Raw genomic sequence first — 14,344 nt, 5'->3', positions numbered from 1 at the left:
CGAAACGTATTAGCGTGGAGCCATGAGTTCGCAGCAGAAGGATCCCACCCAGTCCGCACCGAAGGTCGTCCTCTCCGACAGTGAATGGCGGGAGAAGCTGACGCCCGAGGAATACGCGGTACTGCGGCAGGCCGGAACCGAACGTCCCTACGTGGGTAAATACACCGACACGACGACCGAGGGTGTGTACCACTGCCGGGCATGTGGCGCGGAGTTGTTCCGCAGTACCGAGAAATTCGAATCCCATTGCGGGTGGCCGTCGTTCTTCGACCCCGCCGATTCCGATGCCGTCATTCTCCGCGAGGACACGTCGCTGGGTATGCGCCGCGTCGAGGTCATCTGCAAGACGTGCCACAGCCATCTCGGTCACGTCTTCGAAGGCGAGGGCTACCCGACCCCGACCGATCAGCGTTACTGCATCAACTCCATTTCGCTGGTCCTCGAGCCGACCGAGAAGTGATCGTCGGCGGGTCGAAGGCGCGAATCGGCGGCAGCTCGTCCAGATAGCGTTCGATCTGCACCAGCACGTGCTGGCCCGTGCAGCCGCGGGACAGTGAAGAACTGCCCACGTCCGCGGTCAACACGTTCGGGTTGCCGTGCACGCACAGCGACTCCGGGTCGGTGGGGTCGAGCGGGTCGTACCAGGCACCCGTCGACAACTGCACCACGCCTCGCCGGACACCGTCGTCCACCACGACACCGGCGAGGCAGGAGCCGCGATCGTTGTAGACCCGGACGACGTCACCGGCGACGACGCCGCGAGCCGCGGCATCGTCGGGGTGAATCCGGAGCGGTTCGCGGCCCTTGATCTTCGATTCCCGGCTGGTCGCGCCGTGATCAAGTTGGCTGTGCAGCCGACTCCGCGGTTGATTGGCGATCAGGTGCAGCGGATACTGCTGTGCTCGATCGCCACCGAGCCATTCCTCCGGCTCGTACCAGCGTGGATGGCCGGCGCAGTCCGCGTAACCGAAGCTGTCGATGTCTGCCGAGAAGATCTCGATGCGACCGCTGGGTGTCGCGAGCGGGTGCGTGGCCGGGTCGGCACGGAAATCGCCGAACAGCACGAGGCCGTCTTCGGTGCGCATCCGCACCTGCCCGTCTGTCCAGAAGTCGTCGAAGCTCGGCGCCGGGCCGCCGTCCGCCCGGACGAATCCGCGCCATTGTTCGTAGAGGTGCTCGAGCCATTGCTGCGACGAGCGTCCTTCGGTGAACTTCTCGCCGGCACCCAACCTGCGGGCGAGCGCGCTGAAGGTGTCGTAATCGTCCTGGGCATCGGCGTACGGGTGCACTGCGGCGTGCATGGCGACGAGCAGCGGGTCGTTGCGGGTGCAGCTGATGTCGTCCCGCTCGAGCGACGTGGTGGACGGCACCACGATGTCGGCGTGCCGTGCCATCGGGGTCCAGTACGGCTCGTGGACCACGATCGTCTCGGGGCGTGCCAGGGCCCGCCTGAGCCGGCCGAGATCCTGATGGTGGTGAAACGGGTTGCCCCCAGCCCAGTACAGCATCCGGATATCCGGATAGGTCAGCCGCTGACCGTCGTAGTCGAAGGGTGCTCCCGGATTCAGGAGCATGTCCGAGACCGCCGCCACCGGGATGAAGTCCGGGACCGGGTTGAGTCCCTGCGGCAGGGTGGGCAGGGGGTACGGCACGGGTGCGAGGCCCGGCTCGTTCATCGAACCGTAGCCATGGCCGAAGCCCCCGCCGGGCAGACCGACCTGTCCGAGCATCGCGGCAAGAGTGACGCCCATCCACGGCGCCTGCTCCCCGTGCCGCACGCGCTGCAACGACCACGTGACGGTCACCATGGTCCGGCCCGCCGCCATCCGTCGCGCCAGTACCACCAGTTCGTCCGCGGCGATTCCCGAAATCTGCTCCGCCCACGCCGGCGATTTGGGCACTCCGTCGGAACGTCCGAGCAGGTACTCCTCGAAACGGTCGTAACCGACGCAATGGCTTGCCAGGAACGCCGTGTCGTGCAGGCCTTCCGTCGCCAGAACATAGGCGAGGGCGAGCATGATGGCGACATCGGTGCCGGGGACGGGTGCGTGCCGTTCCGCGGCACCGTGGAGGTCGTCACGCAGCGGACTGAAGGACACGATGCAGCCACCGCGACGCCGGAGCGCGTCCAGCGCGCCTCGTGTCGGGTGGTCGCTCGTGCCGCCGTGATTCACTCCGGTGTTCTTCAGCGGGACACCGCCGAAGCACACCAGAAGTTCGGTGTGCTCGGCGATGACCTTCCAGGACGTCGACCGCGCGAACAACTTCCAGTGCGTACCGACGACGCGGGGCATGATCACGCCCGTCGCACCGAGTGAGTAACTGTGGACGGACCGTGTGTAGCCACCGAGCGAGTTGAGGAACCTGTGCACCTGACTCTGCGCGTGGTGGAACCGCCCGGCGCTGGCCCATCCGTAGGAGCCGCCGAAGATCGCGCTGTTGCCGTACGTGTCGATCACTCGGCGCAGTTCGCCCGAGAGTCGCTCCGTCAGCTCTTCCCAATCGACGGACACGAACTCGTCCGAGCCTCGGGCACTGCTGGGGCCGGGTCCGTTCTCGAGCCAGCCGCGCCGCACGGCAGGGCCGGTGATGCGGGCCTTGTTGCGCACCGAACCGGCGATGTTACCCAGCGCCGGCGACGGGTCCGAGTCGCCCGGATACGGGTGAACCGCGACGACCTCGCCGTCCGACACCTCGGCCTCGAACATCCCCCAATGGGACATGTGCTGGTAGCGGACCCCGCGGTCCGCCTCGTCGACGTCACTCATGGATGGTGCGGTAAATCACGGAAGAGCCGTGACGAGCTTCTCCACATCCACCCGGGGACCGGTGAAGAACGGTACTTCCTCCCGGACGTGCAGGCGTGCCTCGGTGGCCCGGAGATCGCGCATGAGATCGACGATGCGGTACAGCTCGGGCGCCTCGAACGCGAGGATCCACTCGTAGTCCCCCAACGCGAACGAGGGCACGGTGTTGGCGCGGACGTCCTTGTAGGCGCGGGCGGCCATGCCGTGGTCGGCGAGCATCTTGCGGCGCTCGTCGTCCGGCAGGAGGTACCACTCGTAGGACCGCACGAACGGGTACACGCAGATGTAGTTGCCCGGGTCCTCCCCCGCGAGGAAGGCGGGGATGTGGCTCTTGTTGAACTCCGCAGGGCGGTGGCAGGCCACATTGCTCCACACGGGTGCGCTCGCCCGCCCGAGCGCGGTGGTGCGCCGGAAGTCGGAGTACGTGGCCTGCAGCGCCTCGATGCTCGGCGAATGGGTCCAGATCATGAAGTCCGCATCGGCGCGAAGACCGGCCACGTCGTAGAGTCCGCGGACGACGACCCCCTTCTCCGCCTGAGCCTCGAAGAAAATCCGAGCCTCCTTGATCACAGCTTCCCGGTCGTCCCCGAGAACACCGGGTTCCACCTGGAACACGGAGAACATCAGGTAGCGGATTTCAGAGTTCAATGCGTCGAAGTCGAGGCGTGCCATGGGTCTATCGTGCCACTCGCTCGGCGAGGCGTGTAGCCGCCGTCGTCGCAGAGGCGACACAGGCGGGAACACCCACCCCGTTGAGGAACGCGCCGGACACCTCGACACCGTCCAGACCTGCGATGTCGCGCTCGATCTCGGCCACCCGGTCGAGGTGCCCGGGGCCGTACTGCGGCAATCCGCCATACCACCGCTGGACCCGTGCCGCCACCGGTTCGTCCGTTACTCCGGTGACCGTACCGAGGTCGCGTCGCGCCGCCGCGACGAGATCCGTGTCGGGCGCATCGACGATGCCGGCGTCGCCGAACCTGCCGAACGACGCGCGGACCACTGCCACGTCCCGACCGGCGAGATGGGGCCATTTCCGGCTCGACAGCGTGAAGGCCTTGGCCGCGAGCGACGCGTCGGTTGCGACGAGGATTCCCGAGTTCTGCGGTAGGTCCGCCGCGGCGGGAAGAGCCAACGCCACAACAGCAGAGGAGGCGAGGGGAATGCGCCCGGCAGCCGCAGCCGCACCAGGCGCGATCTCGGCGAGCAGGTCCGCCAGTTGCGGTGCGGGTACGGCGAGGACGATGCCGTCCACGAGGCCGACCGGATCGGCCGACCAGCCGTCGGACTCGCGGGTGATGGTCCGTATCTGTTCGTGGACGACGTGCGCGCGTGCGACGGCTGCGAGCGCGTCGAGGAGAACGCCGTAGCCGTCGCGCAATGCCCCGAAGACCGGCCCGGCGGAGGGCGGAGGAAGCGCCTCCGCTACGGCGGCAGACAGGCTTGCCGCTCCGCGATCGAGGGCGGCAGCAAGGGTGGGTAGGGCGGCCCGCACTCCGATCGTGTCCGCAAGACCCGAATACACGCCGCCGAGCAGCGGATCGACCGAGCGCCGCACGACCTGCTCCCCGAACCGCTCGCCCACCAGCGAACCCACCGCGACGTCGGAGCCGGGAACCCAGCGCAGGGGCAGCTCCGACTCCTCCTCGATCCGGGCGAGCGTCCTATCGTCGACCAGTCCGGCGAGATCTTCGGGCCGGGCGGGGATGCCCATGAGCGTGTTCTGCGGCAACGGGTGCAGCGAATCCAGGGACCAGATGAGCGGACGCAGGCCCGCCGGATGCACAAGTTGCTCGGTCAGGCCCAATTCGGTCAGTAGCGCAGGCACCTCAGGGCGTCGTGCGATGAAGGCCTCCGCCCCCAGATCGAGGGGCTCCCCCGCCAGTAGGTCCGTGCGCAGCTTGCCGCCGAGTCGCCCGGCACCCTCCGCGAGGGTGATGCGCGCTCCGTCGCCCAATTGCTGACGCAGGCGGTACGCCGCGACCAGGCCGGAGATGCCGCCGCCGACCACGAGCACATTCGGCGACGACACCGTCACAGCGAGTGCACCAACTCGACGACGGCGGTGAGGACTCCCGGGTCGGTGTCGGGCAGAACGCCGTGACCGAGGTTGAAGATGTGACCGGTCATCCCGGATGCCATCGCGGCATCGGCCTCCGCCACGATCCGGCGGACCTGCTTCTCGACGGCCGCCGGTCCGGCGAACAACACCGAAGGATCGAGGTTGCCCTGCAGCGCCTTACCCGGGCCGACGCGACGGGCCGCGACGTCCAGGGGAATCCGCCAGTCGACGCCTACCACGTCGGCACCCGCTTCCCCCATCGCGCCGAGCAGTTCGCCGGTACCCACACCGAAGTGGATTCGCGGAACTCCGGCGCTCTGAATCTCGGCGAACACTCGTTCCGAGTGGGGCAGGACGAACTCGCGGTACTCCGCCAGGGACAGTGCGCCCGCCCACGAGTCGAACAGCTGGACCGCGTCCACCCCGGCGCGCAACTGGGCCTGCAGGAACGTGATCGTGGTGTCGGCCAGGGTGCTCAGTAGTGCGTGCCACGTCTTCGGGTCGGAGTGCATGAGCGCCTTGGTGCGCTCGTGGTTGCGGCTGGGGCCGCCCTCGACCAGATACGACGCGAGGGTGAAGGGGGCACCCGCGAAGCCGATCAACGGGGTCGAGCCGAGTTCGACCGTGAGCAGCCGGACTGCCTCGGCCACCGCGCCCACCTCCTCGGGGACGAGCCGTGGCAGCGCTGCCACGTCCCCGATCGATCGAACCGGGTTGGCCACCACGGGCCCCGTTCCCGCCACGATGTCCAGGTCGATACCGGCCGCTTTGAGCGGCACGACGATGTCGGAGAAGAGAATCGCGGCATCGACACCGTGGCGGCGCACCGGCTGCATGGTGATCTCACTGACCAGCGCAGGGTCGAAGCACGACTCGAGCATTCCGATGCCCGCCCTGATCTTGCGGTACTCGGGCAGCGAGCGCCCCGCCTGCCGCATGAACCAGACCGGACGGTGGCTCGGCGTGCGACCGTTCGCGGCCGCGAGGAACGGTGCGTCGGGAAGCACCCTCCTCGAGGTGAACGTGGCCCGCTCGGCCATGCCTGCATTCGTGCTTTCCAACCCGCTCATCGGTCCTCACGCTCTCTGCCGGCTCGTATTTCGGCAGCTCTCATGCTGCCATGTCCTCGCGCCGTCGCCGATCGGCCCTGCTCGGCGCGCCTCCGACGAGATGCGAACGTCCGGGTCTAACGTCCCGAGCTGTGACGACTTCGGGATCGCGCGCCGAACCCGCCGAGTTCCGCGCCGCCGTCGATGCGATGAACTCCGCGCAGGTTCGTGCGGACATCGAGCTGGGCCCCATCCGGCCCCCTCAGCGACTGGCGCCGTTCAGCTACGCCGTCGGCGCGGAAGTCGTGCACGAGGACACCGGTGTCGTTGCCGAACAGAGCGAGGGCGACGCGTTCGGCCGGCTGATCCTCCTCTACGACCCGGAGGGCGACGAGGCCTGGAACGGCACGATGCGGCTGGTCGCCTACATTCAGGCCGACCTCGATGCCGCTGTCGCGGCGGACCCGCTGCTTCCCGAGGTCGCGTGGAGCTGGTTGGTCGATGCCCTCGAGTCGCGTTCGGAACCACTCACTGCGCTCGGTGGCACGGTCACCGCCACCACGTCCGTCCGCTACGGCGACATCGCCGGACCACCACACGCACACCAATTGGAACTCCGCGCGTCGTGGACCGCGACGTCCGTCGAACTCGCCGCCCACGTCGAGGCGTTCTGCGAGGTGCTGGCCTACGCCGCGGGCCTGCCGCCGGCCGGTGTCGCCCAGCTCAAGACACAGAACGGCGACTAGCCGCTACGCCGGTTCCTCAGCCGCCGGAACGTCGGTGGTGGCGCTCCGCGACCATTCCAGGAACCGCCCGACCGCCTGGGTCACCGAGATGCTGCGAATCGACGGAAAGACGTCGAAGGCATGTTGGGCTCCCCGCAGTTCGGCGTAGGCGACAGGATTGCGGGACATCTTGCGTAACTCGTCGACGAAGAACCGTGCCTCCGCGACCGGCACGAGGGAGTCGCTCGCGCCGTGGATGACGAAGAACGGCGGCGCGTCGGCCCGCACCTGCGCCAACGGTGACGCGGCCCGGTAGTCGTCGGGGAACGTGGCGTGCCTGCCGAGGATCAACGGCATCAGTCCGGAGTGGACACGCTGCAGGACGGCCCTGATCCCGGAGTCACCGGCGAAGTCGTAGACGCCGTAATACGGGACGCACGCGTGTACGGAAGTGTCGGCGTCCTCGAAACCGGGCTGAAACCGTGGGTCGTTGGCGGTGAGACCCACCATGGCAGCCAGGTGACCGCCCGCGGACCCACCCGTGACAGCGATGAAGTCGGGGTTGCCGCCGTAGTTCTCGATATTCTTCCTCATCCAGGCCAGCGCTTGCTTGATCGCGACAAGGTGTTCGGGCCACTTGGCCCGCGGCGAGAGCGGATAGTTCACCGCAACGCACACCCATCCGCGCGACGCCATCTCGAACATCAGCGGCAGACCCTGCTGGTCCTTGTTGCCGATGACCCACCCGCCGCCGTGGATCTGCAGCAGGATGGGGCTGCTCGCCGGGCGGTCCTTGTGGTGGTAGATGTCGAGTTGCGCACGACGACCGCCGGGGCCGTACGCGAGGTTGCGGATGCGGGTGACGTCTTCGTTGGCCATCCGGAACGGATTGAGGAGTTGACGCCATACCGGCCGTCCCGAACGTTCGATGGCGTCGTCGCGATCGGTGTAGTTTTCGCCGAGCGCCTCGACCAGCGCGCTTTCGGCTTCCTCACCTGCTCCACGGCCGGTGGCGATCGCGGCGGCCAGTCCGCTCATCGAGGCGATTGCGAGTGCGACCCCGATGCGGTCGGTGCGCGAACGGAGTCCGTGTCGCGCGACGTGGACGGCCGTGTCCGCAGCAGTCGCCGCGAGGAGGTGCGGCGCCAATTCGGTGGTGAGCCATCCGGAGAAGAAGGCGAACACCGACGTCGGTGCGCCGGGCAGGGGACGCAGCGCGTTGGCGGCGAGCGCGGCCCCCACGCCGTGCCGGAGAAGGAAGCCTCGAGTCATCCCGACATCGTAGAACATGTTCTATCGATCGACGTCAGGCGCGAGCGAGCACCGAGCTGAACAGATGACTGCGCACCTCCATCCCGTCCGGAGGCCGCCCATCTCGCATTCTTTCCTTTCCATGGACCGTTTACTAGAACGTGTTCTACTATTTGAAGATGCAGCGACTCAGCGGGCTCGATGCCTCCTTCCTGTACCTCGAAACCTCGACGCAGCTCCTCCACGTCTGCGGGCTCATCGTGCTCGATACGTCGACGGTCCCCGGCGGCTACTCCTACGGCCGGCTGAAGGAGGAACTCGGCATCCGGACCGAAGCCATCCCGTCGTTCCGGCGGAAGCTGCAGGATTCGCGCTTCAATCTGGATCACCCCGTCTGGGTGGACGACGCCGATTTCGACATCGACCGGCACTGCCATCGGGTGGCCGTTCCCGCCCCCGGCGGACGGGAGGAGCTCGCCGAACTATGCGGGAACATTGCAGGGCAACCCCTCGATCGCGCACGGCCACTGTGGGAGATGTGGGTCATCGAGGGCCTGGACGACGGGTCCGTCGCGGTGATGTCCAAGATGCATCACGCAGGAGTCGACGGAGTTACCGGCGCGAGCATGATCGCCCAGCTGTGCGGCCTCGAACCCGATTCGCCGAGGCCCGATCCCGCAGACTCCGCCCAGGGCGCCGGCGGGGCCAGCTCACTCGAGATCGCCGTCGGTGGATTGCTGTCCGTCGCGTCACGGCCGGTGAAGCTGTTGCAGATCATTCCCCGGAGCGTCGGCCTGCTCCCCCGCTGGATCGACCGTGCACGGCGTGGAGACGCGATGCCCGCGCCGTTCACCGCGCCCCGAACTTCGCTCAACGGCACGCTGACCAGCCACCGCACCATTGCCTTCACCCAGCTCGATTTCGACCTCGTCAAGCAGGTGAAGAACGCCTTCGGGGTCAAGGTGAACGACGTGGTCCTCGCCCTCTGCTCGGGAGCACTGCGGACCTACCTCGATATGCGTCGGGAACTACCCGACAAGTCGCTCGTCGCCATCGTGCCGGTGTCGGTGCGCGGCAAGTCGGACCGGCCCGGCACCAATCAGGTGAGCGGGATGTTCACCGAACTGGGCAGCGATATCGAGGATCCGGTGGAACGACTGCTCGCCATCGCCGAACACAACTCCACGTCGAAAGAGCACAACGAGACGTTGGGCGCGACCCTCCTGCAGGACTGGTCCCAGTTCATCGGGCAGTCCGTGTTCGGAGCTGCCATGCGCCTGTACTCGACACTCGGACTGGCCGAACGCCATCCCGTCGTGCACAACCTGGTGATCTCGAACGTGCCGGGACCAACAGATCCGCTCTACTTCCTGGGCGCCCTGATCAAGGCGATGTATCCGATGGGACCGATCTTCCACGGTGCCGGCCTCAATGTGACGGTGATGTCCCTGAACGGGCAACTCGACATCGGCTTGATGAGCTGCCCGGAGCTCGCTCCACAGCTATGGGACCTTGCCGACGCCTTCCCCGACGCTCTGGACGAACTCGCCAAGGCCGCGGCCACCCGTGCCTGACACCGCCGAATCGCTGCAGGACCCGGGCGGCGACGTAGAGTCAGGTCTCATGTCCGAAGTCACCGACGAGACCTCGTCCACTGTCACCGACGAGACCTCGTCCACTGTCACCGACGAGACCTCGTCCCCTGTTGCCGACGAGCAGACCGCCCGGCAGGTAGTGCCGCTTCTTGCCCCGCGTGATGGGGTACCGCAGGTCGTGACCACAGCGGAGGGCGTGGCGAAGGCGGCTGCCGCCTTGGGTGAGGGCACCGGGCCCTTGGCTGTGGACGCCGAACGTGCATCCGGTTTCCGGTATTCGGCTCGGGCGTACCTGGTGCAGCTGCGCCGGGAAGGCGCGGGGACGGTGCTGCTCGATCCGATTCCGACGGCGGCCGACCTCGCACCGCTCGCGGAGGCGATCAATCCGCTGGAGTGGATTCTGCATTCCGCTGATCAGGATCTGCCGGGGCTGGCCGAGCTGGGGCTGGCACCGGCGGCCTTGTTCGACACCGAACTCGCCGGTCGTCTCGCGGGCTTCGAGCGGGTGGGACTTGCCGCCATCGTGGAGCGGACCTTGGGCCTCGAGCTGAGAAAGGGGCACGGTGCCGCGGATTGGTCGAAGCGGCCTCTTCCCAACTCGTGGCTGAATTACGCCGCACTCGACGTCGAGGTTCTCATCGAGTTGCGCGAGGTCATGGCCGCGGAACTCGAGAAGCAGGGTAAGACCGAGTGGGCGGCGCAGGAGTTCGAGCACATTCGGCTGGCCGGTCCGCCGAAGCCCAAGCCCGACCGATGGCGTCGAACCTCACACATCACGTCGTTGAAGACGCAACGCCAGCTCGCCGCGGCGCGCTCCCTCTGGCAGGCGAGGGAGGACCTTGCCCGCACTCGTGACGTCTCCCCCAGCCGGGTGCTGCCCGACTCCGCGATCATCGAGGCGTCGGTGAAGAGTCCGCGGAGCATCGACACTCTGCGCGCCCTTCCGGTGTTCGGCGGCCCGCGTCAGCGGCGGCACACGCGAATCTGGTTGGCAGCGCTGGAGGAGGCGCGGGCGTTGCCGGACGCCGAGCTGCCACCCAAGACTCAGCCCTTCACGGGACCACCTCCGCCGAGCCGGTGGGCGCGGCACGACCCGGCCGCTGCCGACCGGTTGACTGCGGCTCGTGCTGCGTTGGCCACTCTCGGTGAGGAGGTGTCGGTTCCGGTGGAGAATTTGCTGACCCCGGATCTCGTGCGCCGACTGTGCTGGGACTGGACGCCGCCCGTGGACGGGGACGTCGGTGCAGCCGTCGACCGCATCCTCGCAGCGGGTGGCGCGCGTCCGTGGCAGCGGGAGTTGACGGTGCCGGTGCTCGGAGCGGCACTGTCAGCGACCCCCGGCGACGAGCCGCCCAGCGCCTGACCGGCACGATCGCCTGGTTCTACTGGCAAAATCCTGATGAAGCACCCATTAAGTTACCCGCGAGTAACGCTAGGGGTAGTCTGTGCCCGAGGCCGGACGCTTGGCCGTGATCCGGCACCAGACTGCTCCATCAGGAGGAATTCGCGTGGCTCCATCCACCACATCGCAACGCAACGTCGTGTTCGTCGACGGGATCCGGACCCCGTTCGGCAAGGCCGGCCCCAAGGGCATGTACGCCGAGACCCGGGCAGACGACCTCGTCGTCAAAACCATTCGTGAACTACTCCGCCGCAATCCGCAGCTCGATCCCGCACGGATCGACGAGGTCGCCATCGCCGCGACCACGCAGACCGGTGATCAGGGTCTGACCATCGGCCGCACCGCCGGCATCCTCGCCGGCCTGCCCGAAACGGTGCCCGGCTTCGCGATCGACCGAATGTGCGCCGGCGCCATGACGTCGGTCACCACCACCGCGTCCGGCATCGGTTTCGGCCAGTACGACGTGGTGATCGCCGGAGGCGTCGAGCACATGGGTCACCATCCGATGGGTGAGGGTGCCGACCCGAACCCGCGATTCCTCGCCGACCGCCTCGTCGACCCCAGCGCCCTGGTGATGGGCAACACCGCCGAGAACCTGCACGACCGGTTCCCCAGCATCACCAAGGACCGCACCGACGCGTACGCCGTCGCCAGCCAGAACAAGTACGACGCCGCCAAGAAGGCCGGCTTCATCGCCGACACCCTCGTTCCGGTGGCCACCCGCTCCGCCGCGGGGTGGGGACTCGCCACCGAGGACGAGCCGCCGCGCCCAGGCACCACGATCGAAGACCTCGCCAAGCTGAAGACTCCGTTCCGTCCGGCGGGCCGCATCACTGCCGGCAACGCCGCCGGTCTCAACGACGGCGCCACCGCGGCGATCCTCGCGGGTGAGGACACGGCACACGAGCTCGGACTGCCGATCGGCATGCGCATGGTCGGATTCGCGTTTCAGGGTGTCGACCCCGCCGTGATGGGCATCGGTCCCGTCCCTGCCACCGAGAAGCTGCTCGCCCGTACCGGTCTGAAGATCGAGGACATCGGCCTGTTCGAGATCAACGAGGCATTCGCCGTGCAGGTGCTCGCATTCCTCGAGCACTACGGCATCGCCGACGACGATCCGCGGGTCAACCAGTGGGGTGGCGCCATCGCCTGCGGTCACCCGCTCGCGTCCTCCGGCGTGCGCCTGATGACTCAGCTTTCCCGCCAGTTCGCCCAGCGTCCCGACGTCCGCTACGGCCTGACCACGATGTGCATCGGTCTGGGCATGGGTGGAACGGTGATCTGGGAGAACCCGATTTTCGACGGAGCGAAGTAAATGACTTCTATCACCACAGCATTCGCCGACGAGGTCGTGACGAACGCGTACACCAAGATCGTGGCAGTCCCGGGCATCGAGGGTCCGGTCGCCCTGATCACGCTCGACAACGGTTTCGACCACACCAAGCCGTCGTCGTTCGGCCCGGGCGGCCTCGCTGCCCTCGACGCAGCCCTGGACGAGGCGTTCGCGGCGAACCCGGTTGCGGTCGCGATCACCGGCAAGCCGTTCATCTTCGCTGCCGGCGCCGACCTCAAGGGCGTCCCGAGCATTACCGACCGCGAGCAGGCGCTCGAGCTCGGCCGGTTGGGTCACAGGGTGTTCCGTCGCCTGCGTGAGTCCTCCGTGCCGACCTTCGCCTTCGTCAACGGGGTCGCGCTCGGCGGCGGTCTCGAGGTCGCGCTGCACAGCCACTACCGCACGGCATCCGAGAGCGCCGGCGCGCTGGGTCTGCCCGAGACGTTCCTCGGTCTGGTCCCCGGCTGGGGCGGAACGCAGTTGCTGCCCAACCTGATCGGGCCCTCGAACGCGGTGACCGTCGTCCTCGAGAATGCGCTGAACCAGAACAAGATTCTCAACCCGAAGAAGGCTCTCGAGCTCGGTGTCGTCGATGCCGTGTTCGGTTCGGCCGACTTCCTCGAGCAGTCCTTCGCCTGGGCGGCACAGGTTCTCGCGGGTGAGATCACTCCGTCCCGTCCCGAGATCGATCGGGGTCAGGGCTGGGACGAGGCAATCTCGCGCGCGAAGGCCATCGTCGAAGGCAAGACGAAGAACAACGCTCCCGGACCGGTCAAGGCCGTCGAGCTGCTGGAATTGGCTCGCAACACCGACCTCACCGATCCGGCATCGCTGGACAAGGGTTTCGCCGCCGAAGACGAAGCTCTCGCCGACCTTCTGCTGGCGGACGAGCTCCGCGCCGGGCTGTACGCATTCGACCTGGTGAACAAGCGGGCGAAGCGTCCGGCGGGCGCGCCGGACAAGTCGCTCGCACGCAAGGTGACCGGCGTCGGCATCGTGGGCGCGGGCCTGATGGCCAGCCAGCTCGCCATGCTGTTCGTCCGGCAGCTGAAGGTTCCGGTGATCCTCACCGACATCGACCAGGAGCGCATCGACAAGGGTGTCGGCTACGTCCACGGTGAGATCGACAAGCTCCAGGGCAAGGGGCGGCTGTCTCCCGACGCCGCGAACCGCCTCAAGGGCCTGGTATCGGGATCGCTGGACAAGTCCGCCTTCGCGAAGACCGACTTCGTGATCGAGGCCGTGTTCGAAAATCTCGATCTGAAGAAGAAGATCTTCGCGGAACTCGAGGAGTACATCGCTCCCGAGACGATCCTGGCGACCAACACGTCTTCGCTGTCGATCACCAAGATGGCCGCGGACCTGAAGCACCCCGAGCGGGTCGTCGGTTTCCACTTCTTCAATCCTGTTGCGGTCCTCCCGCTTCTCGAGGTGATCAAGGGTGAGAAGACCGACGACGCCACTCTGGCAACGGCATTCGCGACCGCGAAGGCGCTGAAGAAGTCGGCCGTCGGTTCCGCCGACCTGCCCGGCTTCGTCTTCAACCGGCTTCTGATCCGCACCCTCGGTGAGGTGATGAACGCGGTGGACGAGGGTACCCCGTTCGAGGTGGCCGACAACGCCATCGCCGAACTGGGCATGCCGATGACGCCCTTCACGCTGCTCGCACTCGTCGGACCGGCGGTCGCGCTGCACACCGGCGAGACGCTCGCCGAGGCGTACCCCGAGCGGTTCCACAACTCCCCCGGGCTCGAGGCCTTGGTCGAGGCCAAGAAACCCGCGGTGTGGAGCTACGGCGCCGACGGCAAGCAGGTCGTCGACCCCGAGGTCGCCGAATTGTGGAAGCGGGGCGACAAGGCGTCCACGTCCGAAGAGGTACTGGAGCGCACTCGTCGCGCGTTCGCCGAAGAGATCCAGATCATGCTCGACGAGGGTGTCGTCGCCGCGGCCGAGGACATCGACCTCTGCCTGATCCTGGGCGGCGGGTTCGGTTTCTGGAACGGTGGCATCACGCCGTACCTGGACCGCACGGGCACCTCCGAGGCAGTCAACGGGAAGCGGTTCCTGGCGCCGGGCGTCGCAAGCGTCTGATTTCCTGGTGGGGGCGAAGGACGCCACGG

The 14,344-nt window shown here is 67.4% G+C and carries 11 protein-coding genes; 6 read left to right on the top strand and 5 right to left on the bottom strand.

What is annotated here, in order from left to right; all coding sequences use genetic code 11:
• Positions 1-22 precede the first annotated feature (22 nt).
• Complete coding sequence (msrB, locus tag GFS60_RS28790; RefSeq protein WP_159926427.1) at positions 23-460, top strand: peptide-methionine (R)-S-oxide reductase MsrB; 438 nt, start codon at positions 23-25, stop codon at positions 458-460.
• Here msrB and GFS60_RS28785 read toward each other — a convergent pair.
• From GFS60_RS28785 to hemE, 4 genes are read right to left on the bottom strand one after another with little or no spacing between them, the layout of a single operon-like run.
• Complete coding sequence (locus tag GFS60_RS28785; protein WP_236603309.1) at positions 420-2,768, bottom strand: molybdopterin-dependent oxidoreductase; 2,349 nt, start codon at positions 2,766-2,768, stop codon at positions 420-422. The two genes, msrB and GFS60_RS28785, sit on opposite strands and share 41 nt — an antisense overlap.
• A gap of 15 nt (positions 2,769-2,783) precedes the next feature.
• Positions 2,784-3,479 carry a hydrogen peroxide-dependent heme synthase gene (hemQ, locus tag GFS60_RS28780; protein WP_159926425.1) on the bottom strand — a complete coding sequence of 232 codons (696 nt, stop codon included), beginning with the start codon at positions 3,477-3,479 and terminating at the stop codon, positions 2,784-2,786.
• 4 nt (positions 3,480-3,483) lie between these two features.
• Positions 3,484-4,845, bottom strand: coding sequence for a protoporphyrinogen oxidase (locus tag GFS60_RS28775; protein ID WP_159926423.1), 1,362 nt, complete (start codon positions 4,843-4,845; stop codon positions 3,484-3,486).
• Complete coding sequence (gene hemE / locus GFS60_RS28770) at positions 4,842-5,909, bottom strand: uroporphyrinogen decarboxylase (protein ID WP_201453664.1); 1,068 nt, start codon at positions 5,907-5,909, stop codon at positions 4,842-4,844. Before hemE ends, GFS60_RS28775 begins: the two co-directional genes overlap by 4 nt.
• A 161-nt stretch (positions 5,910-6,070) precedes the next feature.
• On the opposite strand from hemE, the gene GFS60_RS28765 reads away from it, so the two are divergent.
• The gene (locus GFS60_RS28765; protein ID WP_109330612.1) at positions 6,071-6,664 is read left to right on the top strand and encodes a DUF3000 domain-containing protein; all 594 of its coding nucleotides are present in this window, start codon (positions 6,071-6,073) and stop codon (positions 6,662-6,664) included.
• Positions 6,665-6,667: 3 nt separating this feature from the next.
• On the opposite strand, the gene GFS60_RS28760 is transcribed toward GFS60_RS28765, so the two are convergent.
• Positions 6,668-7,915 carry an alpha/beta hydrolase gene (locus GFS60_RS28760; RefSeq protein ID WP_159926419.1) on the bottom strand — a complete coding sequence of 416 codons (1,248 nt, stop codon included), beginning with the start codon at positions 7,913-7,915 and terminating at the stop codon, positions 6,668-6,670.
• Positions 7,916-8,073: 158 nt separating this feature from the next.
• Here GFS60_RS28760 and GFS60_RS28755 point away from each other — a divergent pair, with 158 nt between their 5' ends.
• From GFS60_RS28755 to GFS60_RS28740, 4 genes are all read left to right on the top strand, one after another.
• Positions 8,074-9,468, top strand: coding sequence for a WS/DGAT/MGAT family O-acyltransferase (locus GFS60_RS28755; RefSeq protein WP_159926417.1), 1,395 nt, complete (start codon positions 8,074-8,076; stop codon positions 9,466-9,468).
• 49 nt (positions 9,469-9,517) lie between these two features.
• Positions 9,518-10,852 carry a ribonuclease D gene (locus GFS60_RS28750; protein ID WP_159926415.1) on the top strand — a complete coding sequence of 445 codons (1,335 nt, stop codon included), beginning with the start codon at positions 9,518-9,520 and terminating at the stop codon, positions 10,850-10,852.
• Positions 10,853-10,997: 145 nt separating this feature from the next.
• Positions 10,998-12,206, top strand: a complete 1,209-nt coding sequence (locus GFS60_RS28745; RefSeq protein ID WP_109330614.1) for a thiolase family protein — start codon at positions 10,998-11,000, stop codon at positions 12,204-12,206.
• Positions 12,207-14,315 (top strand): 3-hydroxyacyl-CoA dehydrogenase NAD-binding domain-containing protein, encoded by a 2,109-nt coding sequence (locus tag GFS60_RS28740; RefSeq protein ID WP_159926413.1) that lies wholly within the window; start codon positions 12,207-12,209, stop codon positions 14,313-14,315.
• Positions 14,316-14,344 lie beyond the last annotated feature (29 nt).

Origin of the sequence: Rhodococcus sp. WAY2 (genome assembly GCF_009859915.1) — a bacterium.
GTDB lineage: Bacteria > Actinomycetota > Actinomycetes > Mycobacteriales > Mycobacteriaceae > Rhodococcus_F > Rhodococcus_F oxybenzonivorans.
This window is presented reverse-complemented; position numbering and strand designations above follow the sequence as displayed.

Bases quoted from the DNA above. Each gene is read 5' to 3' on its own strand.
- msrB (WP_159926427.1), top strand. From the start codon at position 23: ATGAGTTCGCAGCAGAAGGATCCCACCCAGTCCGCACCGAAGGTCGTC.
- GFS60_RS28785 (WP_236603309.1), bottom strand. From the start codon at position 2,768: ATGAGTGACGTCGACGAGGCGGACCGCGGGGTCCGCTACCAGCACATG.
- hemQ (WP_159926425.1), bottom strand. From the start codon at position 3,479: ATGGCACGCCTCGACTTCGACGCATTGAACTCTGAAATCCGCTACCTG.
- hemE (WP_201453664.1), bottom strand. From the start codon at position 5,909: ATGGCCGAGCGGGCCACGTTCACCTCGAGGAGGGTGCTTCCCGACGCA.
- GFS60_RS28760 (WP_159926419.1), bottom strand. From the start codon at position 7,915: ATGACTCGAGGCTTCCTTCTCCGGCACGGCGTGGGGGCCGCGCTCGCC.
- GFS60_RS28755 (WP_159926417.1), top strand. From the start codon at position 8,074: ATGCAGCGACTCAGCGGGCTCGATGCCTCCTTCCTGTACCTCGAAACC.
- GFS60_RS28750 (WP_159926415.1), top strand. From the start codon at position 9,518: ATGTCCGAAGTCACCGACGAGACCTCGTCCACTGTCACCGACGAGACC.
- GFS60_RS28740 (WP_159926413.1), top strand. From the start codon at position 12,207: ATGACTTCTATCACCACAGCATTCGCCGACGAGGTCGTGACGAACGCG.